The 22,659-nt window shown below is 65.0% G+C and carries 17 protein-coding genes; 12 read left to right on the forward strand and 5 right to left on the reverse strand.

The genetic code is table 11. The annotated features are described in order from the left end of the window. Window positions 1-257 precede the first annotated feature (257 nt). From B9N93_RS03790 to B9N93_RS03845, 12 genes are all read left to right on the forward strand, one after another. Window positions 258-4,493: a PAS domain S-box protein gene (locus B9N93_RS03790; protein WP_217807265.1), complete on the forward strand. Its 4,236-nt coding sequence runs from the start codon at window positions 258-260 to the stop codon at window positions 4,491-4,493. Window positions 4,494-4,663: 170 nt separating this feature from the next. After that, on the forward strand, window positions 4,664-6,004 hold the full coding sequence (locus B9N93_RS03795) for an O-antigen ligase family protein (protein WP_085211032.1): 1,341 nt from the start codon (window positions 4,664-4,666) through the stop codon (window positions 6,002-6,004). 44 nt (window positions 6,005-6,048) lie between these two features. Further along, window positions 6,049-6,834 (forward strand): ABC transporter permease, encoded by a 786-nt coding sequence (locus tag B9N93_RS03800; protein WP_217807266.1) that lies wholly within the window; start codon window positions 6,049-6,051, stop codon window positions 6,832-6,834. Beyond that, on the forward strand, window positions 6,831-8,093 hold the full coding sequence (locus tag B9N93_RS03805; protein WP_085211036.1) for an ABC transporter ATP-binding protein: 1,263 nt from the start codon (window positions 6,831-6,833) through the stop codon (window positions 8,091-8,093). The genes B9N93_RS03800 and B9N93_RS03805 overlap by 4 nt, the downstream gene beginning before the upstream one ends. A gap of 46 nt (window positions 8,094-8,139) precedes the next feature. Continuing rightward, complete coding sequence (locus B9N93_RS03810; protein WP_176225110.1) at window positions 8,140-8,952, forward strand: sulfotransferase family protein; 813 nt, start codon at window positions 8,140-8,142, stop codon at window positions 8,950-8,952. 53 nt (window positions 8,953-9,005) lie between these two features. Continuing rightward, window positions 9,006-10,037, forward strand: a complete 1,032-nt coding sequence (locus B9N93_RS03815) for a glycosyltransferase family 2 protein (RefSeq protein WP_125468829.1) — start codon at window positions 9,006-9,008, stop codon at window positions 10,035-10,037. Then, on the forward strand, window positions 10,034-11,149 hold the full coding sequence (locus B9N93_RS03820) for a glycosyltransferase family 4 protein (protein WP_085211041.1): 1,116 nt from the start codon (window positions 10,034-10,036) through the stop codon (window positions 11,147-11,149). The genes B9N93_RS03815 and B9N93_RS03820 overlap by 4 nt, the downstream gene beginning before the upstream one ends. Before the next feature lie 10 nt (window positions 11,150-11,159). Beyond that, window positions 11,160-11,900, forward strand: coding sequence for a sulfotransferase (locus B9N93_RS03825; protein ID WP_176225112.1), 741 nt, complete (start codon window positions 11,160-11,162; stop codon window positions 11,898-11,900). Further along, on the forward strand, window positions 11,897-13,021 hold the full coding sequence (locus B9N93_RS03830; RefSeq protein ID WP_176225113.1) for a glycosyltransferase: 1,125 nt from the start codon (window positions 11,897-11,899) through the stop codon (window positions 13,019-13,021). The genes B9N93_RS03825 and B9N93_RS03830 overlap by 4 nt, the downstream gene beginning before the upstream one ends. Beyond that, entirely contained in the window at window positions 13,018-14,157 is a 1,140-nt protein-coding gene (locus B9N93_RS03835; RefSeq protein ID WP_125468830.1) for a glycosyltransferase, read from the forward strand. Before B9N93_RS03830 ends, B9N93_RS03835 begins: the two co-directional genes overlap by 4 nt. A gap of 71 nt (window positions 14,158-14,228) precedes the next feature. After that, the gene (asnB, locus tag B9N93_RS03840; RefSeq protein WP_085211044.1) at window positions 14,229-16,238 is read left to right on the forward strand and encodes an asparagine synthase (glutamine-hydrolyzing); all 2,010 of its coding nucleotides are present in this window, start codon (window positions 14,229-14,231) and stop codon (window positions 16,236-16,238) included. Continuing rightward, entirely contained in the window at window positions 16,235-17,350 is a 1,116-nt protein-coding gene (locus B9N93_RS03845) for a glycosyltransferase family 4 protein (RefSeq protein WP_085211046.1), read from the forward strand. Before asnB ends, B9N93_RS03845 begins: the two co-directional genes overlap by 4 nt. Here B9N93_RS03845 and B9N93_RS03850 read toward each other — a convergent pair. The 5 genes from B9N93_RS03850 to tldD form a co-directional block, all read right to left on the reverse strand. Continuing rightward, a complete protein-coding gene (locus tag B9N93_RS03850; RefSeq protein ID WP_085211047.1) occupies window positions 17,329-18,342 on the reverse strand; it encodes an ELM1/GtrOC1 family putative glycosyltransferase in 1,014 nt (337 codons plus the stop codon). The two genes, B9N93_RS03845 and B9N93_RS03850, sit on opposite strands and share 22 nt — an antisense overlap. After that, window positions 18,339-19,346: an NAD(P)/FAD-dependent oxidoreductase gene (locus tag B9N93_RS03855; protein WP_085211049.1), complete on the reverse strand. Its 1,008-nt coding sequence runs from the start codon at window positions 19,344-19,346 to the stop codon at window positions 18,339-18,341. The genes B9N93_RS03850 and B9N93_RS03855 overlap by 4 nt, the downstream gene beginning before the upstream one ends. A gap of 10 nt (window positions 19,347-19,356) precedes the next feature. Then, window positions 19,357-19,641 (reverse strand): hypothetical protein, encoded by a 285-nt coding sequence (locus B9N93_RS03860; RefSeq protein ID WP_085211051.1) that lies wholly within the window; start codon window positions 19,639-19,641, stop codon window positions 19,357-19,359. Window positions 19,642-19,748: 107 nt separating this feature from the next. Continuing rightward, window positions 19,749-21,113, reverse strand: a complete 1,365-nt coding sequence (gene pmbA / locus B9N93_RS03865; protein WP_085211053.1) for a metalloprotease PmbA — start codon at window positions 21,111-21,113, stop codon at window positions 19,749-19,751. Between the two features lie 92 nt (window positions 21,114-21,205). Continuing rightward, window positions 21,206-22,651 (reverse strand): metalloprotease TldD, encoded by a 1,446-nt coding sequence (tldD, locus tag B9N93_RS03870; RefSeq protein WP_085211055.1) that lies wholly within the window; start codon window positions 22,649-22,651, stop codon window positions 21,206-21,208. Window positions 22,652-22,659: the final 8 nt, after the last annotated feature.

Genomic DNA, 22,659 nt, shown 5'->3' on the forward strand with positions numbered 1-22,659 from the left:
AGCCTTATTGTAAGCCGGGGTGGGGGATAAACCACTAGGACATGATGCGCCTTGCGTCCGGCCCGGTTTTTTTTGGCCAAATTCCTGGGATATTTGATAGAATTTGATAATCACCGGCCTGACCATCCATTTGGGGCACGAGAGGGGTGTCCCAACGGATGGAAGCATGCTCCGTGGTGTCGGCGGTTTTACCGCGATCCATCCACCACGGGCCGGGCCGGACACGCCGACCATCTACGCCATTTTCCTGGTTTTCAATGCCTATTTTGCCTAGCGAGGGGACTATGCACACGGCGCGGCCATCCAAGGGCCGGTTTCCCGCCGACAGCCACGGGCCGTTGCTGGCGGGGTTTTTGGTCTTGCTCGTGGTGTTGGGCTTGGGCGGCGTGGCCGGGGTGGCGTTCTACCATGACCAGGTCGGGCAGTTGCGGCAAAAGGTCGAGACCGAACTCAACACGCTCGGAACCTTGAAGGTGGAAGCGCTGAGCGCTTGGCGGGCCCAGCAACTCGGCAACGCGGGCACGCTGATGGACGATCCGTTCTTGATCGCGGCCCTGACCCGTTGGCGTGCCGCGCCCAAGCCGGAACTGGGGCGGCAAGTCCTCGCCAAGTTCCAGAGCCTCGGGCGGCGCCATGGCTACCGGGATGTGTTGTTCGTGGCCCCGGATGGGCGGGTCGGCCCGAGCCTCACCGGCGTCACCGACACCGGGGGGGACAGGGACCGCAGCTTTGTCGAACTGGCCCTGCGCGAACACCGCCCCATCCTCACCGAACTGCACTACGATCCCAACCATGGCTTCCCGCATTTGGGGCTCATCGCGCCGCTGTTCGACCAGGACCGGCCGGTCGGGGCGCTCGAACTGATCATCGATGCCCGTCAATCGCTCTATCCCTTGCTGTTGTCCGCGCCTATCGCCAGCGCCACCCTGGAGAGTTTCCTGGTCCGGCGCGACCGGGGCGGGGCTTTGGTGCTGAGCCCGCTCCGGCACCGCGCCGAGGCCGAATTGGATTTCCATATGCCCTCCCAGCAGAACTGGCTACCTTCGGTGCGGGCGGTACGGGGACAGGTCGGCGTGGTCTACACGCGGAATTACCGGGGCCGGGAGGTGGCGGCCCTGTTGTCGCCGGTGCCGGAGTCGTCCTGGTTCCTGATCACCCAGATCGACACCGCCGAGGCCTTGGCGGAAGGGCGCCAGCGCGTCGCTGCCAGCCTGGGGATGTCGGTGCTGGGCGCGGGCTTGCTGGCCGTCTCGCTCTGGGGGCTGTGGTCGCGGCAAAAACGGGCCGAATACCAAGCCCTGTACGAGGCCGAGGCGGCCCGCCGCGCCAGCGAGGAGCGCTATGCCCTGGTGGTCCGTGGCATCAACGATGGGATTTGGGATTGGAACCTCGAAACCCACACGGCCTATATTTCCCCGCGTTGGAAGGCCATCCTGGGGTTCGCCCCGGACGAACTGCCGGACGCCGAGGCCAGCTTTTTCGAGCGACTGCACCCGGACGACCGGGTCGGCGTCCAGGAAGCCGTCCACCGCCATCTGGAGGCGGGCGAACCCTACAAGGCCGAATTCCGCCTCCGGCACAAGGATGGCGAATACCGTTGGGTGTTGTCGCGGGGCGAGGCCCTGCGCGACGCCGAGGGACGGCCCCTGCGCTTGTTGGGGGCGATCACCGATATCACCGAGCGCAAGCGCACCGAGCGGCAATTGCGCGAGGAGGTGGAGGCCCGCCGTAAGCGCGAGGTCGAGGTCGAGTCGCTCAACCGCCTGTACGCGGCGCTGGGCCAACTCAACCAGGCGCTGCTGCTCAGCCGGACGCGGGACGAGATTTTCGGGGAGGTCTGCCGCATCCTGGTGGATACCGGCCAAATCGCCATGGCCTGGGTGGGCTGGCTCGACCTCCCGACCCGGATCGTGGTGCCGGTGGCCGCGGTGGGCGACGACACCGGCTATCTGGACAGCGTCGCGATCCGGGTCGGGGACGCCTGCCCGGAAAGCCGGGGTCCGACCGGCATCGCGATCCGGGAGGACCGCATCCAGATTTGCCAGGAGTTTTTCCAGGACGAGAGTACCCGGCCCTGGCGGGCGGCGGCGGCGCGGGCCGGTTGGGTGGCCTCGGCCAGCCTGCCCATCCATTGGAACGGGCGGGTCGGCGGGGCCTTGACCCTGTACGCCCGCCAGCCGGGGGTGTTCGATGGCGGGGTGGCGGCCCTGTTGGAACGGGCGGCGGCCAATATTTCCTTCGCCCTGGAAACCTTGGACCGGGAGGAGCGGCGGCGGCGGGCCGAGGCCGGTTTGGCGCGGGCGGCGGATCGTTACGCCCGGATGCTGGCCACCACCAACGACGGTTTCTGGGTGGTTGACGCGGGCACCGGGCTGCTGCTGGACGTGAACGAAGCCGCCATCAGGATGAGCGGCTATGCGCGGGAGGAGTTGCTGGCGATGCGGGTGGTCGATTTGGATATTGAGTACGCCGAGGCGGGCCGGGGTGCCTGCGCCCACACGGGGGGGTGGGAGGTGTTCGAGACCCGGCACCGCACCAAGTCGGGCCAAATCGTCGATGTGGAAATGAGCGTGATGCCGGAGGCCGATTCCCAGACCCTGCTGGCCTTCCTGCGCGATATCACCGGGCGCAAGCGCGCCGAGCGCGAAATCCTGGCGCTGAACGCCGACCTGGAGGCGCGGGTCGCGGCGCGTACCGCCGAACTGGCCAAGGCCAGCCAGGAGGCCGAGGCCGCCAGCCGGGCCAAAAGCATGTTCCTCGCCAACATGAGCCACGAAATCCGCACGCCCATGAACGCCATCCTGGGTTTCACCTATCTGTTGCAGCGCGAGTTGTCCGACCCCACCCACCTGGACAAGCTCGGCAAGATCGATAGCTCGGCCAAGCATCTCCTGGGGATCATCAACGATATCCTCGACCTCTCCAAGATCGAGGCCGAGCATCTGATATTGGAGGCCATCCCCATCAACGTGTTCTCCATCACCGAACACGCCTACGCCATGGTGGCCGAACGCGCCGGGCAGAAACACCTGCTGCTGGTCAAGGAGATCGACCCGTGCTTGTTGGACCTGCCCTTGCTGGGCGATCCACTGCGCCTGGGCCAAATCCTGCTGAACTACCTGAGCAACGCCGTCAAGTTCACCGAGCAGGGCGGCATCACCCTCCGGGCCGGGGTGATCGAGGAGGACGCGGATTCGGCCCTGTTGATCTTCGAGGTCCAGGACACCGGCATCGGCATCTCCGAGGAACAGCAGGCGCGGGTGTTCGGGGCGTTCGAGCAGGCCGAGAACTCCACCACCCGGCTCTATGGCGGCACCGGCCTGGGGCTGGCCATCAGCCGGCACCTGGTGCGGATGATGGGGGGCGAGGTCGGCGTGGTCAGCGCTCCTGGGCAGGGCAGCCTGTTCTGGTTCACCGCGCGTTTGAAACGCGGGCTGGCCCTGCCGATGGCGGCCGCGAGGGGCGAGCGGCCCCGGCTGCGGGCCGGGGCGCGGGTCTTGCTGGCCGAGGACAACCCGATCAACCAGGAAGTCACCCTGGCCTTGCTGGACGAGGCCGGGCTGTGGGTGGAGGTGGCCGGGAACGGGGCCGAAGCCGTGGAACAAGCGCGGACCGGCGGCTACGACCTGATCCTGATGGATATGCGGATGCCGGTCATGGACGGCTTGGAAGCCACCCGCCGCATCCGGGCGCTGGACGCGGGCCGGAGCGTGCCCATCCTCGCCATGACCGCCAACGCCTTCGAGGAGGACCGCCAACTCTGCCTGGACGCCGGGATGAACGGCCATGTCGCCAAGCCGGTCGATCCCGACAACCTCTACGCCACCTTGGCCTGTTGGATACCCGCCGATCCGGCCCAGTTGCCGACGGCGTGCGCGGCCATGGAACGCCAACGCGCCGCCCGGTCCGGGACTCCGTGCTTGATCGACCAGGAAGACGGGTTGCGGCGCTTCGGCGGCCGGCTTGACCATTACCACCAAGTGTTGGGCGGTTTCGCCAGGTTGCACGGTGGCGACGCCGACGCGCTCCGGGCCGCGCTGGCCGGGGGCGACCAGGAAACGGCGGAGCGCATGGCCCATTCGCTTAAGAGCGCCGCCGCCACCCTGGGCGCGGAGCGTGTGTGGCGCTCGGCCCAAGACTTGGAAGCCCATATCCGCGAGGGCCGGGATGTCGGCGGCCTCGCGGGAGAATTGGACGGACTGGCCGAGAACCTGGCCGCGACCTGCGCCGAGGTCCAAATGCTTAGGATCGCCCGGCCGGTCTCGCAACCGCCCGACCCGGAGCGCCTCGAAGGCTTGCTGGAAGAGTTGGAATTCCTGCTGGACCAGGACGATATCCGGGCCATGAACGTGTGGCGGGAATTGCGGCCGCTCTTGATCCTCGTCCAGGGCGAGGTGCCGGTCATGCCCTTGGAGCGCCGCATCGACGGCTTCGATTTCCCGGTCGCCCTGGACCTCTTACGCGGCTTGCGTTTGCGTAGCCGGTCGAGTTAAATGGGCCGCTTTGCCGTAGCGCCGAGGTCGGCGGACGGGCGTGATCGATCATCGACAGGGTGGCTTATGGCGGGAATGGCGTTGCTGACGGGGATGGACGGTGGAACCGGCTCCGGTCCTCCAGGCCATGGCCGTTCCGCCGCCCTGGGGCTGGGCAAGGAATCCCGGCTTTGAGGGCGGGCCGTTCCAGCCAGGGGTCGGACGCCGCCGCGCATCCCGCCGATGTGTTCGCCCAATTGGGCTTGATGGTCTTCGCCCTGCTGGCGTTTTGCGCCCCTTTGGCCAGCGCGTCCGGTCTGGGACTGATCTTCCTGGCCGCGCTGTTTTCCCCCGAGGCCCGCCAATCCTTCCGCCGCGACCCCCTTCTGCGCTGGTCCTTGGTGTTGTGCGCCTATCTGGCGGTGGAAGCCGCCTGGGCCACCATCCGCTTCCCGGAAACCTGGGCGGTCCAACTCCGGTTCCTCGGCCAATGGAGCCTGTGCCTGGGGTTCCCGGTGCTGGCTTGGGGTTTGCGGGGCCGACCCGAGCGGGTCGGTTGGGTGTTGCTGGCGGCGTTCGCCGGTTTGGTGTTCGGGACGGCCTTGCACCTGCGTGGGGCCGACCTCTGGGCCTTCCGGGTCGGCCAGCAGACCGGCTTCCAGATGCGGGCGGGCTGCGCCGGGTTGGTGTGGGCCACGGCCTTGCTGGGGTTGCTCCTGTATGCGGGACCGGCGCTGCGGGCCGTGTGGGGCACGCCTAGGCTGTGGCCGCGGCTGCTGTTTTTCGGGGGAGGGCTTTATCTGGCGGTCTACACCTTGGTGGCGAGCCAGTCCCGGATTTCCTGGATCGCCCTGGCGCTGGCCGTGGCAGCCGGCGTCGTCTACCGCGTCCGCGACTCATGGGGTCGGGAAGATGGAGCCAAACGGCCCTACGTCCTGGTGTTGGCCCTGGTCCTGGTCGGCGCGGGCATCGCCCTCAACACGGATAGGATCGGGGAGCGCGTCGCCGCCGACCGTGTGGTGGTGGCGAAAATCCTGAGCGGCGATACCGCCGACCTGCCGCTGTCTTCCTTCAAATACCGATATTATGTGCAACGGTTCGGCCTGGAAAAATGGTGGGAAAGTCCTTGGTTCGGTTGGGGACCGGGTTCCACCGCGTATTTGATCAAACTGGCCGACCGCAAGGAACTCGTCAACGAGACCGACAACGGGCGGATGATGGGCCAGTTGCACAATACCTATCTGGAAATACTGATGCAGGGCGGTCTCGTGGGCCTGGGTTTGTTCCTGACCTGGGCGGCGATATTCGCCAAGCCATTGTTGCGGCCCGAATATCGCGACCGCTTGCCCGAACCCCTCGGGCTATTCGTCCTGGGTGGATGCTCGATACTCGCCATCTGGGGGTTCGCCGCCTATGGGATGATCGTCGAGAATTGGCCTTATTGGCGCTGCTATTGGCTATTATTGGCAGGTATCGCCCATACCTTTGTCGTCTACCCGCCCGTTGTGCGGGCGGGTGCTTTACATACCTGATTATGAGCGCAACTCGGGAAATCGTCATTACCCCAGGCCGGGCCATGAGCAATTATTGGCTGGACCTGTGGCGGTATCGGGAATTGTTTTACTTCATGGCGTGGCGCGATATTTTGCTGCGCTACAAGCGGATGAGTATCGGTTTCGCCTGGGCGGTGATCCGGCCCGTGCTGACCATGTTGATATTTACCCTGGTTTTCAGCCGCATCGCCAAATTGCCATCCGGGGGGGTACCCTATCCCCTTTTGATTTATACCGCCATGTTGCCTTGGCAGTTTTTCGCTACGGCTTTCACCGACGCGGGTAATAGCCTGACCAACAAGGAATCGATCATCGCCAAGGTGTATTTCCCCAGGTTGATCGTGCCGGCCAGCGCGGTCATCGTGAGCTTCGCCGATTTCGTGGTGGCCTTGGTGGTTTTGGCCGGGCTGATGGTGTGGTATGGCATCGTTCCCGATCTGCGGCTCTGTGCCTTGCCCGCGTTCGCGCTGCTGGTGGTCTTGGTCGCCCTGGGGGCGGGGCTGTGGATTTCCGCCCTCAGCGTCAAATACAAGGATTTCCGTTATATCATTCCGTTCGCGGTGCAACTGGGCTTATATATTTCTCCGGTGGGTTTCAATAGCACGGTGGTGCCGGAAACTTGGCGCTGGGTTTTCGCCTTGAATCCCATGGTGGGGGTCATCGATGGTTTCCGCTGGTCGGTGCTGGGGATGGAGCCGCCCGATCTGAGGTATAGCTTGGGGGTTTCCCTGGCACTCGCCCTATTTTTGCTAGTTAGCGGTACCGCTTACTTCCGTAGGTTGGAACGTTCCATAGCGGAGTTATTATGACGGTCGCCGTTGCCATCGAAGGTCTGGGCAAGAAATTCGCCCTGCACCATCAAGCCGGGCGCAAATCCTATTCCACATTCCGCGATGCTTTGACCGACGGGGTGAAAGCCCTGGGCAAAAAACTCGTGGGCCGGGGGAGCGGCAAGGATTCCATAGAGGAATTCTGGGCGCTCGACGATATTACCCTGGATATCCGCGAAGGCGAGAAAGTGGGTGTGATTGGGCGCAATGGGGCCGGGAAATCCACCTTGTTGAAAGTATTGTCCAGGATCATCGAGCCGACCCGTGGCCGTATCCGTATCCGTGGCCGCGTGGCCAGCCTATTGGAGGTGGGTACGGGGTTCCACCCGGAATTGACGGGCCGGGAGAATATCTTTTTCAATGGTTCGATTCTGGGAATGACCAAGGCCGAGATCGTCCGCAAATTCGACGAGATCGTCGCCTTCGCCGAGGTGGAGAAATTCCTCGATACCCCGGTCAAGCATTATTCGTCGGGGATGTATGTGCGTTTGGGATTTGCGGTGGCCGCCCATTTGGAACCGGAAATTCTGGTGGTGGACGAGGTCTTGGCGGTGGGGGATGCCAGATTCCAGAAAAAATGCCTGGGTAAACTTGAAGAGGTTGGGCGGCAGGGCCGGACCGTCATGTTTGTCAGCCACAATATGAGTTCCATACTGCAATTCACCGACCGCACTATTTTGCTGGGGGGCGGGCGCGTCCTGTTCGATGGCGATAGCGAAGCCGGGGTCATGCAATATATCCGGGTCAACGAGGAAGCCGGCAAAGCCACCGATCTCGATACCCATTTGCCTTGGTTCAAAATCGATAGCCTGATTTTCGACCAAAGCGATATGGCGATTGGTTTCAACCGGCCTTTGCGTTTCCGCCTGGATTTATCGGTGGGACGCAAGGTGAAGGAACTCATGATGACTTTCGGCATTTTCAATAGTATCGGTGCCCGCATTATCACCGCCCGGGGAATGCTGCCATTCTTGCCTTCCGGTACCCATGGCATCGCCTTGGAGATACCCGATCACCGCCTGATTCCGGGTAATTATTCTATTTCGGTGGTGCTGCGGTCCGGGGAGGATTTGATTTTCTCCAAGGAGCAGGTGATCGCTTTTGAATTATTAGCCGATGATATCGACGATCCCTTGTTGCTTCCTATCGTGGCGCGGGCCAAGGATCGTTGGGGGTCTTATTGCGCGATGAGCGCCAAACTCGATGGTTTCAAACGGACTGAATCTGCGGATAGCTGAGGGGGTTGCGATGAAGAACAGTTATCGGGTGCGTTCGGAAAATCCGATGCGGACCTTGGCCCGTTCTGTCCGGGATTTTCTGGTATGGGAGCGCTATCGATGGCATTGCCCGTTGGTGAAGGCGGCTTTGAAATATAAGCCCCCGCAAGACTTGTTGTTCAGCACCAATGTATCCCCGTGTTATCGGTATGTATATTTGGGGAATCCGAAAACCGGGGCTTCGAGCTTGAAGTCGGCCTTGGCGGACTTGGAGGCACGCACTCTCGATACCGATATGGATAAGTATGATATGGAGTTGATTCATAATACAGAAATTTCGCCTTTGAAAAGAATAACCTATTTCGGGGCACCAAACCCGTTATCGTATTTGGTGGATCATGGATTTCGCTTTTTCACCTTCGTGAGGAATCCTTATCATAGGTTATTGTCTTGCTATCGCGATAAGATTTTGAATTACCAAGCATACCAGATGCAAAAACCCAGGTTATTGCGGGCCATGGGGCGTTCAGAAAAAGATTTGGCGATGTCGATCACTTTCGAGCAATTTATCAGGGCCATCGTGCCGCAGAGCGATTACCGGATGGACCCCCATTGGCGCCCCCAGACTTCCAATACCTTGTACGAGGTACTGGATATTGCCTTTGTCGGCAGGTTCGAGAGGTATTCGGAGGATTTCGCGGCGGTGTTCGAGTGGATCGGCGTGGAGCCGGACCGGATACCGCGATACCGCCATTTGAACCGGTCGGGAGCGGCGACCGGCTGTGCCGAATTTTATACCCGAGAATTGCAGGATTTGGTTTATCAGAGATATGAAAAAGATTTCATCAACTTTTCCTATGGCTATGATCTCCCGGATTGAGGCTGGATAAATCGGATTGGAGGGGCATCTGGCTGAAGTTGTGGGTGGAAGATATGCCTAGGGTTACAGTTTTGATGCCGGTCTATAATGGCGGGGAATTCCTGCGACCGGCCATCGAAAGCGTTATCGGACAGACTTATACCGATTTCGAGTTTTTGATTATCGACGATGGCTCCACGGATTCCAGCTTCGCGGTCTGCCAGGAATACCGGGACCGGCGCATCCGCTTGGTCAGGAATGAAGCCAACCTGGGTTTGATCGCAACCTTGAACAAGGGTTTGGAGTTATGCGAGGGCGAGTTCATCGCCCGCATGGATTGCGACGATATTTGCCTGCCCTGGCGTTTGGAAAAGCAACTGGCCTTTTTGGACGCGCACCCCGATATCGGTATCTGCGGGACGTGGTTCGAGAAGTTCTATGGGAATTGCTCCCAGATCATGCGGGTGCCGGTGGAGGATGCCCATATCCGGTTTTCCCTGGTGATGGATAACGCCTTCGGCCATAACACCATCCTCATGCGGCGGGAGGTTTTGGAACGGCATGGCCTGCGCTACGACCCGGATTACCGCTATGCCGAGGATTATGAATTCTGGGTGCGCTGTTCGGCCCATACCCGCCTCGCCAACCTGCCCGAGGTGATGGTGCGCTACCGTTACCATCCCGGCAATACCAGCAACCGCTTCCGGCGCGAACAGGGCGCGACCGCCGACCGGGTCCGGCGGCGGCAGTTCGAGCGGCTGGGGCTGGCCTTGGACGAGGACGCGCTGGCCCTGTTCAACAGCTTGGTCAAATTCGAATTCCGGGGCGATTTCCGGCGTCTGGCCCAGGCCGGTTCGGGTTTGGTGGCGTTGGCCGACCGGGTCGCGGACCGGCTGGGGATTCCCAGGGCCTTCGCCTACCGCAAGCTCGGCCCGCATTGGTATGGGGCTTGCGGCAGTTTGGCGGACGAAGGCTTGCGGGTGTGGAGTTTGTTCCTCTCGACGCCGATAGGCCGGAGGGCGCTGTGGACCTGGGGCTGGAAACTGTTGGCCCGTTGCGCGGCGCACCGGCCCATCACCGGGCCGGGCCTGGGGGAAGGGCTATGAGGCTGGTCCTGTTGATTCCGGCGCTGGGCGCGGGCGGAGCGGAGCGGGTGATGTCGCTGATGGCGAACCACTGGGCTGGGCGGGGTTGGGATATCCGCCTCCTGACCCTGGACGACGGGACGCGGCCACCGTTCTTCCCCTTGCGCAAAGAAGTCCGGCACCGGCCCTTGGGCTTGCTGCGGGATTCCGCCAACCCGGTCCAGGCCGTGTGGAACAACGCGCGACGGCTCCTGGGGCTGCGGGCGGCGATCCGCGCCGAGCGGCCCGAGGCCGTCATCAGCTTCCTCGACACCACCAACGTCCTGTGCTTGCTGGCGACCCTGGGCCTGGGCCTGCCGGTGGTGGTGTCCGAACATACCAATCCAGAGCGCTACTGGCTGAAGCCGATATGGCACCGGCTGCGGCGCTGGGTCTATCCCCTGGCCCACCGGGTGGTGGTACTGACGCCCCGCACGCTGGATTTTTTCCCGGTTTCGCTGCGCCCGAAATTGCGGGTCGTCCCCAATCCCGTGGTCCCATCCGCGGCCGGGGGCCGGGTCGATATCGCCCTGCCCGCGGGCCGTTGGGTCGTTGCCTTGGGGCGTTTGGTGGAATCGAAGGGCTTCGATCTTTTGATCGAGGCGTTCGCCCGTTTGGGTCCGCGCTATCCAGACTGGTCCTTGCTGATCCTGGGCGAAGGCCCGGCCCGGACCGGGCTGGAAGCTTTGCGCGACCGCTTGGGACTCGGCGGGCGGGTGGGTTTACCGGGCTGGGTGTCCCGGCCCGAGGCGGTGCTGGGCCGGGCCGATTTGTTCGTGCTGTCCTCACGCTTCGAGGGCTTCCCGATGGCGCTGTGCGAGGCCATGGCGGCGGGGGTGGCGGTGGTCGCGGCGGATTGCCCGACCGGCCCGCGCGAAATCGTCCGCGATGGTGTCGATGGGCTGTTGGTGCCCGCCGAGGACGCCGCCGCCCTGGCGGCGGCGATGGAACGCTTGATGGCCGACGGGGCGGAACGGGAGCGGTTCGCGGCGCGGGCGGTCGAGGTGGCCGAACGGTTCGGCATGGACCGGGTCATGGCGCTGTGGGAGGCAGTACTCGAAGGGTGTGGCGATTTGCCCCGGACGGGGTTATGAGGGTATGGGAATGAAATATAAAAGTGTACTCGTCGTGACTTATGGGCGGAGCGGATCTACCCTATTGCAGGGGGTTTTGAATGGCATTCCCGGATGCTTGGTCCGGGGCGAGAATTATAATTTCATTTTCGATCTATATTCCGCCCACACCAAGCTAGTCGCGGCCAAGGCGAAAAAAGGCGAAAAACCCTCGAATTCCTGGTATGGGGCGGATTTGCTGGATGATAGCTTGTTTCTCAGGGAAACCACCGATCTGATCCGGCGGCTATTGCTGGCCGACCGCGCCGGGGACGCCTCGGTCCGCGCCTATGGCTTCAAGGAAATCCGCTATTTCCAGGTCGTGGACGGGTTGGAGGGATATTTGGATTTCCTGGGCCTGGTTTTCCCGGAGGTGGCTTTCGTTTTCCTGACCCGCGACCTGGACGAGGTATTGCAATCGGGTTGGTGGGTATTCGCCAATCCTTGGAAAACCAAGCGGTCCTTGCTGCGCTTCGAACAAAAATGCGCCGCTTATCGCGCCGGGAAGGCCAATTGCTTCCATGTGGATTATCGGGACATGGTGGAGAAAACCCCCAGGTTCCGGGAAATGTTCGCCTTCCTGGGCGCGGACTACGATCCTGCCGTGGTCGATGGGATACTGGCCGTGCGCCATAGTTATCCGGGCGGGCGGGAAGTGCCGCGTTGGCGGCGGCTACTCCATTATTACCGGGAGAAATGGCGGGGTGTGAACACCGACGGGTCGGCCCCGTGAAAATCATCCTGTTCATCCGCGCCTTGACCGTCGGCGGGGCCGAGCGGCGGGCGGCTTTGCTGGCCAGGGGGCTGCGCGGGCGCGGCCATGACGCCAAGGTCGTGGTGTATTACGGCGGCGGTGCCTTGGAGGACGACTTGCGCGCGGCGGACGTGCCCTTGATCGTGGTCGGCAAAAGCGGGCGCTGGGATGTGTTCGGTTTCCTGTGGCGCTTGGTCCGCGTCCTGCGGCGGGAGCGGCCCGATGTGGTGTATTCCTGGCTGCCGTCCTCGAACCTCCTGGCCTTGGCGCTCAAGCCTTTCGTGCCGGGGACCGGGTTGGCTTGGGCCGTTTGCGCTTCGAACCTGGATTTGAGCCGCTACGACGGGGTGTCGCGTTGGGCCATACGGGCGGAGGCGTGGGCCTCGCGCTTCGTGGCCCGCAGCATCGCCAATTCCCAGGCGGGCCGGGACCATGCCATCGGCGCGGGTTTCCCGGCGGATCGCCTCAAGGTGGTGCCGAACGGCATCGACACCGCCCGTTTCCATCCCGACCGGGCCTTGGGCCTGCCGCTCCGCGCCGAATGGGGCGTGGACGCGGGGCAAACCTTGATCGGCTTGGTCGGGCGGCTCGATCCCATGAAGGGCCATCCGGTGTTCCTGCGGGCGGCGGCGCGGTTGGCCGCAGGCCATCCCGAAGCGCGGTTCGTCTGCGTCGGCGATGGCGCGGCGGATTACCGCCTCGGCCTCCACGCCCTGGCGGCCGGGCTGGGCCTCGATGGCAAACTGGTCTGGGCCGGTACCCGCGTCGATATGCCGGAGGTCTACAACGCCCTGGATATTGCCGTGTCCGCCTCGTCCTATGGCGAGGGCTTGTCGAATATGCTGGGCGAGGCGATGGCCTGCGGCCTGCCTTGCGTGGCGACGGCGGTGGGCGATTCGGCCTGGGTGGTGGGCGATACCGGCATCGTGGTACTGCCCGAGGCGCCGGAAGCCCTGGCCGAAGCCCTGGCGGCGCTGCTGCTGCGGCGGGCGGAGCAAGGCCCGGAACTGGCGCGGGCGGCGCGGCAGCGTATCGTGGACCGGCTCAGTGTCGAGGCCATGGTGGCCGATACCCTGGCCGAGTTGGAGGCGCTGTCTTGACCCGCGTTTGCCATATCATCAGCGGACTGGGCACCGGCGGGGCCGAGATGATGCTTTATAACCTCGTCGGGCGGATGGACCGCTCGCGCTTCGATGTTTCGGTGATTTCGCTGCTGGACCGGGGCGATCTGGGCGGGCGGATCGAGCGGACCGGGACGCAGGTGCGGGTATTGGGCATGCAGCGCGGCCTACCCACGCCCACCGCGCTGTGGCGGCTGCGCAAGCAACTCAAGGCGCTGCGCCCGGAGGTGATCCAAGGCTGGATGTATCACGGCAATCTGGCGGCGACGCTGGGCGCGGCCCTGGCGGGCGGCGATATCCCGGTGGTCTGGGGCATCCATCATTCGCTGTACGACCTCGGCCAAGAGCGTTTTTTAACCCGGCAGGTGGTCCGGCTCGGTGCCCGGCTGTCCCGGAGTCCGGCGGCGACGGTCTATGTCAGTCGCCTGGGGGCCGGACAGCACGCGGCTTTCGGTTTCGATAACACGAGGGCGCGGGTGATCCCGAACGGCTTCGACGGCGAGCGCTTCCAGCCCGACCCGGATACCCGCGAAGCGGTACGCGCCGAACTGGGGTTGGCGGCGGATGCGGTCCTGGTCGGCCTGTTCGCCCGCTATCATCCGATGAAGGATCATGGCAATTTGCTCCGCGCCGCCGCCCGCTTGATCGGCAGCCAGCCCCAAGCCCGCTTCCTGTTGGCCGGTACCGGGGTGGATGCGGCCAATCCCGAACTCCGCGGCCAGATCGACCGGCTCGGCTTGCAAGGCAAGGTGATCCTCTTGGGCGAGCGCCGCGATATTCCGCGCTGGATGGCCGGGCTGGATATCCTGTGCATGAGTTCCTCGCATGGCGAAGCCTTCCCCATGGTGGTGGGCGAGGCCATGGCGTCCGGGGTGCCCTGTGTCGTGACCGACGTGGGCGATGCCGGGGGGTTGGTGGGCGATACGGGCCGGGTGGTGCCGCCCAGGGACGCCGAAGCCTTGGCCGCCGCGCTGGCCGCTCTGGTCGCGCTGAAGCCGCAACAACGGCTGGCGCTGGGCTTGGCGGCGCGGCGGCGGGTGCTGGAGCATTTTTCGCTGGACGGCGTGGTCGGCGAATACCAAGCCCTGTATCAAGCCCTGGCCCGGCCCCGCTGAATACGCGATTACGCGGCTGGATCGCGGGTTCCCGCCGCCATCCCTCAACCATCTCACGAGAGCAACCTCCCATGTGCGGATTCGCCGGCTTCCTGGACCGTTCCGAAAACACCTCTGCCGAGGATTTGGCCGTCATCGCGGGCCGCATGGCCGCTACCCTGGTCCATCGCGGTCCCGACGATGGCGGGGTGTGGACCGACGCTTTTTCCGGTTTGGCGCTGGGCCATCGGCGCTTGTCCATCCTCGATTTGTCGGTCGCGGGGCACCAGCCCATGCTGTCGCGGGGTGGGCGCTACGTGGTGGCGTTCAACGGGGAAATCTACAACCACCTGGACTTGCGCCGGGAGCTGGATCGCGGCGGGGCGGTGCCGGACCATCCCTTGTTCGATACGCCTGCCGAGGCGTTCGCCACCCAGGCCGGGACGGGCTGGCGCGGCCATTCCGACACCGAAACCCTGTTGGCGGCGGTGGAAACCTGGGGCGTGGGCGAGGCGCTGAAGCGATGCGTGGGCATGTTCGCCTTCGCGTTGTGGGACCGGCATGACCGGGTGTTGTACCTGGCCCGCGACCGGCTGGGCGAAAAGCCGCTGTATTACGGCTGGCAGGACGGGATGTTGCTGTTCGGCTCGGAGCTCAAGGCGTTCAAGCCGCATCCCGCTTTCAAGGCCGAAATCGACCGTTCCGCCCTGAGCTTGCTGCTGCGCTACGGCTATATCCCGGCCCCCTACACCATTTACCAGGGCATCCGAAAACTCCCGCCCGGCACCTTCATCGCCCTGAGCGCCCGCCGCCAAGACGGCGTGCCGGTGTCGTATTGGAGCGCCCACGATGTGGCTTTGCGCGGCCAGATGCAGCCTTTCGCCGGGACCGAAGCCGAGGCGGTCGAAACCTTGGATGGCCTGCTGCGGCAAGCGGTGGCCGGGCAGATGCTGGCCGATGTGCCGTTGGGCGCGTTCTTGTCGGGAGGGTTCGATTCCTCGACCGTGGTGGCCCTGATGCAGGCGCAATCATCCCGGCCGGTGCGGACCTTCAGCATCGGTTTCCACGAAACCGGCTACAACGAGGCCGAACACGCCAAGGCCGTGGCCGCGCATCTGGGCACCGACCATACCGAACTCTATGTCACCCCCGAACAAGCCATGGCGGTGATTCCCAATCTGCCGACCCTGTACGACGAGCCGTTCGCCGATTCTTCGCAGATTCCCACTTTCCTGGTGTCGCAACTGGCCCGTGGACAGGTCACGGTGAGCCTGTCGGGCGATGGCGGCGACGAGGTGTTCTGTGGCTATACCCGCTATCCCTCGGCGGCGAGTGTTTGGCGGCGGATCGGCTATGTGCCGCCGCCGCTGCGGGGCGCGGTCGCCGCCCTGGCAACCGTGGTGCCGCCGCATTTCTGGGATGCTTTGTTCCGGGGCGTGGGATTCGCGCTGCCGGGCGGGCTGCGGGCCGCGACGCCCGGCGACAAGCTCCGCAAGCTGGCTTTGTTGTTGCGGGCGCGGCAGCCGGAGGAGGTTTACCGGGAACTGGTTTCGCAATGGAAGGAACCGGCCCGCGTGGTGCGTGGCGCGACAGAGCCGGGGACGGTGCTGGACGATCCGGCGCAATGGCCGCGTTTGCGTGAATTCGAGCATCGCATGATGTTCCTCGATACCGTGAGCTACCTGCCCGACGATATTTTGGTGAAGGTGGACCGCGCCGCCATGGGCGTGAGCCTGGAGACGCGGGTGCCCTTGCTCGATCACCGGGTGGTGGAATTCGCCTGGAGCTTGCCAGCGTCGATGAAGCTGCGCGATGGGGTGGGCAAATGGCCGCTGCGGCAGGTCTTGTACCGCTACGTCCCCAAGGAGTTGATGGACCGGCCCAAGATGGGCTTCGGCGTGCCCATCGACCAATGGCTACGCGGCCCGCTCAAGGACTGGGCCGGGGCGCTGCTCGACCGTAAGCGCCTGAAACAGGAAGGCTATTTCAATCCCGCCTTGGTCCACGAGAAATGGACTCAGCATCTCGCGGGGCGGCGTGATTGGTCTTATTACCTGTGGGATGTGCTGATGTTCCAGGCCTGGCGGGAGGCCAACCCTTGAACCGGCGGCTGTTGTTCTTCTGCACGGAAGATTGGTTCGTCTGCTCGCACTGGCTGCCGCAGATCGCCGCCGCGCAGCGGGCGGGCTACGAGGTGCATGTCGTTACCCGCGTGCGCGAACATGCCGCCCCTATCGAAGCCACCGGGGCCAAGCTGGTGCCGCTCGACCTGTCGCGGCGTGGCATGAATCCGCTGGCCGAACTCAAACTGCTGTTCCGGTTGATCCGGTTGTACCGCCGCTTGCGGCCCGATCTGGTCCACCATGTCGCCATGAAGCCGATGGTTTATGGCACGCTCGCCGCCCGTCTCGCCGGTACCCGCGCCATCGTCAACTACATGGCCGGACTGGGCTGGCTGTTCACCGCCGACAGCGCCCAGGCCCGGCTGTTGCGGCCTATCGTGCGCTGGACGTTGGGGCGGTTGTTGGCGGCGGGGCGGGTGATCGTCGAGAACCCGGACGACTATGCCCAAATGCTGGCCTTGGGTTTGGAGGCCGGGCGCTTGCACCGGATACGCGGGGCCGGGGTGGATTTGGCCGTGTTCAGCCCCAGGCCGGAAGCGGCGGGCGTGCCCTTGGTGGTGTTGCCGGCCCGGATGTTGTGGACCAAGGGCGTGGGCGAATTCGTGGAAGCGGCGCGGCGCTTGAAGGCGGCGGGCGTGGCGGCCCGATTCGCCCTGGTCGGCGACCCCGACCCCGAGAATCCCGCCAGCGTGCCACAGGAACAACTCGAAGCCTGGGCCGAGGAAGGCGCGGTGGAATGCTGGGGGCGGCGCGGGGACATGCCGCAGGTGTTGGCCGAGGCCCATATCGTCTGCCTGCCGTCCTACCGCGAGGGCTTGCCCAAGGCTTTGATCGAGGCCGCCGCCGCCGGGCGGGCCATCGTCGCCACCGATGTGCCGGGCTGCCGGGAAGTGGTGGCGGCGGGCGATAACGGGCGGTTGGTCCCGGCCCGGAACGCGGCGGCCTTGGCGGAAGCCTTGCGGGCACTCATCGCCGATCCCGGCTCGCGGCGGCGGATGGGACGGCGCGGGCGGGAAATCGCCGAAGCGGAGTTCGCGGTGGAGCGGATCGTGGCGGAGACCTTGGCGGTCTACCGGGCCTTCTCCGCCTGAAAGACACGGGGAGCCTCCTTCCGGTCCAGCAATTCCCGGATCGCCGCCGCCACCGCCCCCGCCGGGTCGGGCGGCGTATAGGTCCAAGGCTCGAAACCGCCGTCCAGATGCCGGGCCGCGCCATATTCGAGCAACTTGCCGACGATGGCGCGATGGAAGCTTTCGGTGGCGCTCTCAGCCAGGTCCACCAACAAGGGTTTGCCGGTATGGCTGGCCTCGGAACACATCGAGACCGAATCCCCGGTGGCGATGAACACATCGCCTTCCGCCAGCAGGGCCGGATAGAGTCCGGGGTCTTGCCGCCAGTCGAAGCAACGGCAATCCAGGCTGTCGAATTCCGCCAACAGCGCCGCCCAGGCGTCCGCCGGGGTGCGGCGGCTGTTGGTCGCCACCAGGCTTCCGCCCAGGGATTCCACCACCCGCCGTGTCTTGCGGCCCAACGCCTGGGCGTGCGCCACGTCGAAGCCCGCGCAATAACGGGTGTTCCCGCCCACCAGCAGGCCCACCAGGGGCCGTTCCAGTCCCGCGAACCTGTCGGCGTGCGCCCGCCGCGCCGCTGCCAGCCGCGCCGGGTTGAGCTTATGGGCGACGCCCAGGGTGGTCACGACCTTGTCGCCCTGGATTTGGGGCGAGGCGATCAGGTCGTATTCGTGGAGGCGCGGATCGGGCGGGTCCGGTAGGATCGAAGCCAGGAAGACGTTCAACAGACGGCCATCGAAGTCGTGCCGGAGGTCGGCGACGGGGCCGAGGGTATCTTCGCCGGTGCCGCTCAACAGCACCAGGGACCGTCCGCCCCCCGCCCCGCAGGCGAGTTGGTAGCGCGCCCTGAGCATCCGGGCGTATGCCGCCGCGTCGGTGCCGGGGAGCGGGATGGTGTCGTAGCCGTAGCCTAGGCGTTCGGCCACGCCGACGCGGGCGCCGAGTTCGCCGGTATAGGTGCTGTCCAAGACCCAGACCAGCGGTTCGGCGGTGGGCGGGATGGGTTTGCTCATGGGGAAATCGGGGGGCTAGGGGCCGTGAGGTCCAGCGCGAGGGTCCGCGCCGCCATCGCGCCGTTGGCGATGGCGGCGACCACGGCGGGCAGGGCCGGATTGGCGACATCGCCGATGGCGTAGACGCCGGGTTGGGAGGCGCGGCGTTGCGCATCCACCCGCACATAGCCTTCGGCGTCCAGGTCCAGCCGGGCCAAGGGACCGAGCGCGGCGGGGAAATCGGTGTTGGGGACCAGCCCCGCCCGCACGAATATGCGGTCCACTTCGATGTGGTGCTGTCGGCCTTCCCGGTAGAAATCGATGGCGATGCCGTCGGCGGTGGTCTGGAAGGCGTCGAGGGTGGCACCGGGATATTCGGCCAATCCGCCCCGTTCCGCCAGCGCCCGGACTTCGGCCTGGAAGCGGGCTTGCGCCTTGGGTTGGCCGCGCAGCAGCAAATGGACCTGGACGGCCTGTCCGGCCAAGTCCAGGGCGGTGCAATAGGCGTTGTCGCCGCCGCCCAGCACCGCCACCCGCAGGCCGGGCTGCGCCAAGGCCGGGTCCAGATGGTCCAGTGGGAAATAGGACACCTGGCCGCTTGCGTGCGCCGTGCCGCCGCCGGGGATGGGGTCCAGCACTTCGCGGCTTCTGGGCCTGAGGCCGGTGGCGACGACCAGGGCGCGGGCCGTCAGGTTTTCCTTTCCCGCCGCGCCGTCCAGGTCCAGCCGGAACCCGCCGTCCGCCGCCGCGACCGCCACCACGCGCCGACCCAGCCAGGGTTCGATGCCCTCGTCCCGGACATGCCCGGCATAGAGCGCGGCCAGTTCCGGTCCGGTCTGCCCCGGCAAGCCCAGCACCCAGCGGTTCACCCGGTCGAGGCGCAGCAATTGTCCGCCGGGTGCCGCGCCGGGATCGATCAATACGGGCCGGAATCCCAAATGCTTGAGCCATAGGGCACAGGATAATCCCGCCGGGCCGCAGCCCAGGATGGCGACGCTATCCGCCGGAGGCCGGGTGGGTTCCATGGGGCGCGGTTCAGGCGGGGTATTCGGAAAGCGGGGGTGGATCGGCGGATTCCAGATCGAACACGAAATACAGCCGCTCCGATAGTTCCTCCACGAACAGCAGTCCTACCCGTTGTTGCGCCAGATCGACATGGTGGTAGGGCTGGCGGCGGAATACCGTCCCCGGATATTGCGCTTGCAAGAACGGAATGGCCCGGAACAACCCGTCCCAGCCGCCCGCGGTGGATGTGGGCGAGAAGGGCACCAATTGTTGAAACAAGGTGGCGGGAATCGGATCGTAGATTTCGGCATTCAAAGTGGGAATCCCCCAAAAACCATACAGAATTGTTTTGGTTCCACCCGAAATATAACGGCGGCGCATCACAAGACGATGAAACCGCCGAGGGTGGACCGGCAGGGGCGTTATTCGGCGGAGCCGTCCTGGCCGCCGGCCACCGTCATCTTATCGATCAAGATCGAGCCGGTCCGGGTATTGCCGCGCAAATCCACATCGCTCCCCACCGCTTGTATCCCGAGGTACATATCGCGCAGATTCCCGGCGATGGTGATTTCCTCGACCGGGTATTGGATGACGCCGTCCTCGACCCAGAATCCCGCCGCCCCGCGCGAATAATCCCCCGTCACCAGGTTCACGCCCTGGCCCATCAGGTCGGTGACGAGCAGTCCTGTGCCCATCCGCGCCAAGAGCGCCGCGAGGTCCAGTTCGCCCGGCTGTATGACGAGGTTATGCACCCCGCCCGCGTTGCCGGTGGTTTTCATGCCGAGCTTGCGGGCCGAGTAGGTGCTGAGGACGTAAGATTCCAGGATGCCTTCTCGCACCAGGTCGTGCGGCACGGTGCGGACGCCCTCGGCGTCGTAGGGCATGCTGCCCAAAGCCTTGATGAGATGCGGCTCCTCGCGGATGCATACGAACTCCGGGAAGACCCGCTTGCCCAGATGGTCCAGCAGGAACGAAGACTTGCGGTACAGGTTGCCGCCGCGGATGGCCCCGATGAAATGCCCGAGCAGGGTGGAGGCGATATCCGCCGCGTAGATCACGGGGCATTGCCGGGTGGTCAGCGTGCGCGAGCCGAGTTTGCGGATGGCGCGTTCCGCCGCCTTGCGGCCCACGGCCTCGGGGGCTTCGAGGTCGCGGGCGTCGCGGGCCACGGTCCACCAGTCGTCGCGCTGCATCTCGTCGCCGCGCTCGCCGATGACCGAACAACTCAGGCTGTGGCGGCTGGAAGCGTAGCCGTGCAGGAACCCGAGGCTGTTGCCCATGACCCGGACCCCTTGGAAGGTGTTGAGGCTCGCGCCCTCGGAATTGGCGATCTCGGGATGGTAGCCGCGGGCGGCGTCCTCGCAGGCGACGGCGATGCCGATGGCGGTTTCGGCGTCGGGTTCCCAGGGGTGGTAGACATCGAGATCGGGGAATTCGATGGCCAGCATGTCCTGATCGGGAAGCCCCGAGTATGTGTCCTCGGCGGCGTAGCGGGCGATGCGGACGGCGGCTTCGACCGTCTCGCGCATGGCTTCGCGGCTGAGATCGGTGGTGCTGGCCGAGCCTTTGCGCTGGCCGATGTAGACCGTGAGCCCCAGGCCGCGGCTGCGGTGGTGTTCGACGGTTTCCACCTCGCCCATGCGGGCGGTGACGGAAAGGCCCAGTTCGACGCTGACCCCGGCTTCGGTGCCGGTCGCGCCTTGCTTGGCGGCTTCTTCCAGGCAGTCGGCGACCAGTGATTCGAGGTGGGCGAGTTGGGCTTGGGTGGGGGCGGGTAGGTTGGACACGGGGACTCCTGGTGAAATTGATCTTCGTGCGTGCTTGCTGGGCGGGGTCAAAAAGCGGGGGGGGTTATTCCTGGGTTATACGTTTTGGATGCTCAAACCCTGGTCCCGCCCACCGTCAACCCATCCACCCGTAAGGTTGGCTGGCCCACGCCCACCGGCACGCTTTGCCCATCCTTGCCGCAGGTGCCGACGCCGAAATCGAGTTCCAGGTCGTTGCCCACCATGCTGACGCGGGTCAGCACATCGGGGCCGTTGCCGATCAGGGTCGCGCCCTTCACCGGGCGGGTGATCTTGCCGTCCTCGATCAAATACGCCTCGCTGGCCGAGAACACGAACTTGCCGGAGGTGATATCCACCTGCCCGCCGCCGAAATTCTTGGCGTACAGGCCGTGCTTGACCGAACGCAGGATTTCCTCGGGGTCGTGCGGGCCGGGCAGCATATAGGTATTGGTCATGCGCGGCATGGGCAGATGGGCATAGGACTCGCGGCGGCCATTGCCGGTCGGGGCCACGCCCATCAGCCGGGCGTTGAGCCGGTCCTGCATATAACCCTTGAGGATGCCGTTCTCGATTAGGGTGGTGCAGTGGGTCGGCGTGCCTTCGTCGTCGATGGTCAGGGAACCGCGCCGTCCCGGCAGGGTGCCGTCGTCCACCACGGTGCAGAGCGGCGAGGCCACCCGCTCGCCCACCCGGCCCGAGAAGGCCGAGGTGCCTTTGCGGTTGAAATCGCCTTCCAGGCCGTGGCCGATGGCTTCGTGCAGCAGGATGCCCGGCCAGCCGGAACCCAGCACCACGGTCAGGGTGCCCGCCGGGGCTTCCTCGGCTTCGAGGTTGACCAGGGCGAGCCGCACGGCTTCGCGGGCATAGCCGGAAGCGGTATCGCCTTCCAGGAAGGTGCGGTAATCGGTGCGTCCGCCGCCACCGCAGCTGCCTTGTTCGCGGCGTCCGTCCTGCTCCACGATCACGCTGACATTGAGCCGCACCAAGGGCCGCACATCGCCGTGCATCGTGCCGTCCTGGCCGATCACCATCACCACGTCGTGGCAGCCGGTGAGGCTCACGAAGACCTGTTCCACCCTGGGATCGAGTTGGCGGCATTCCTGGTCCAGCCGTTTCAGCAGGGCGATTTTTTCTTCTTCCGGCAGGGATTGCAGTGGGTCGATGGGGAGATAAAGCGCGGGCGGGCGTTCCACCGGGGCGATGGCGCTGCGGCCTTCGCCACCTAGCCGGGCGATGGCGCGGGCGTTCTTGGCGGCTTCGAGCAGGGTGGGGAGGGCGATCTCGTCGCTGTAGGCGAAGCCGGTTTTTTCGCCCGACACGGCGCGGACCCCGGCTCCTTGTTCGATGCTGTGGCTGCCTTCCTTGACGATGCCGTCTTCCAGCGCCCAGGACTCGTAGCGGGTGCTTTGCAGGTAGACATCGGCGGCGTCCACGTTCGCGCCGAGCAGTTGGCCCATCACCCGGTCGAGGTCGCCATCGGCGAGACCGGCGGGTTCGAGCAGGGTGTGTTGGGCGATGGCGATGGGGTCTTGGTTCATGGGTTTGG

Source organism: Methylomagnum ishizawai, from assembly GCF_900155475.1.
Taxonomy (GTDB): Bacteria; Pseudomonadota; Gammaproteobacteria; order Methylococcales; family Methylococcaceae; genus Methylomagnum; species Methylomagnum ishizawai_A.

Bases quoted from the DNA above. Each gene is read 5' to 3' on its own strand.
- B9N93_RS03790 (WP_217807265.1), top strand. From the start codon at position 258: ATGCCTATTTTGCCTAGCGAGGGGACTATGCACACGGCGCGGCCATCC.
- B9N93_RS03800 (WP_217807266.1), top strand. From the start codon at position 6,049: ATGAGCAATTATTGGCTGGACCTGTGGCGGTATCGGGAATTGTTTTAC.
- B9N93_RS03805 (WP_085211036.1), top strand. From the start codon at position 6,831: ATGACGGTCGCCGTTGCCATCGAAGGTCTGGGCAAGAAATTCGCCCTG.
- B9N93_RS03810 (WP_176225110.1), top strand. From the start codon at position 8,140: ATGCGGACCTTGGCCCGTTCTGTCCGGGATTTTCTGGTATGGGAGCGC.
- B9N93_RS03815 (WP_125468829.1), top strand. From the start codon at position 9,006: ATGCCTAGGGTTACAGTTTTGATGCCGGTCTATAATGGCGGGGAATTC.
- B9N93_RS03820 (WP_085211041.1), top strand. From the start codon at position 10,034: ATGAGGCTGGTCCTGTTGATTCCGGCGCTGGGCGCGGGCGGAGCGGAG.
- B9N93_RS03825 (WP_176225112.1), top strand. From the start codon at position 11,160: ATGAAATATAAAAGTGTACTCGTCGTGACTTATGGGCGGAGCGGATCT.
- asnB (WP_085211044.1), top strand. From the start codon at position 14,229: ATGTGCGGATTCGCCGGCTTCCTGGACCGTTCCGAAAACACCTCTGCC.
- B9N93_RS03850 (WP_085211047.1), bottom strand. From the start codon at position 18,342: ATGAGCAAACCCATCCCGCCCACCGCCGAACCGCTGGTCTGGGTCTTG.
- B9N93_RS03855 (WP_085211049.1), bottom strand. From the start codon at position 19,346: ATGGAACCCACCCGGCCTCCGGCGGATAGCGTCGCCATCCTGGGCTGC.
- tldD (WP_085211055.1), bottom strand. From the start codon at position 22,651: ATGAACCAAGACCCCATCGCCATCGCCCAACACACCCTGCTCGAACCC.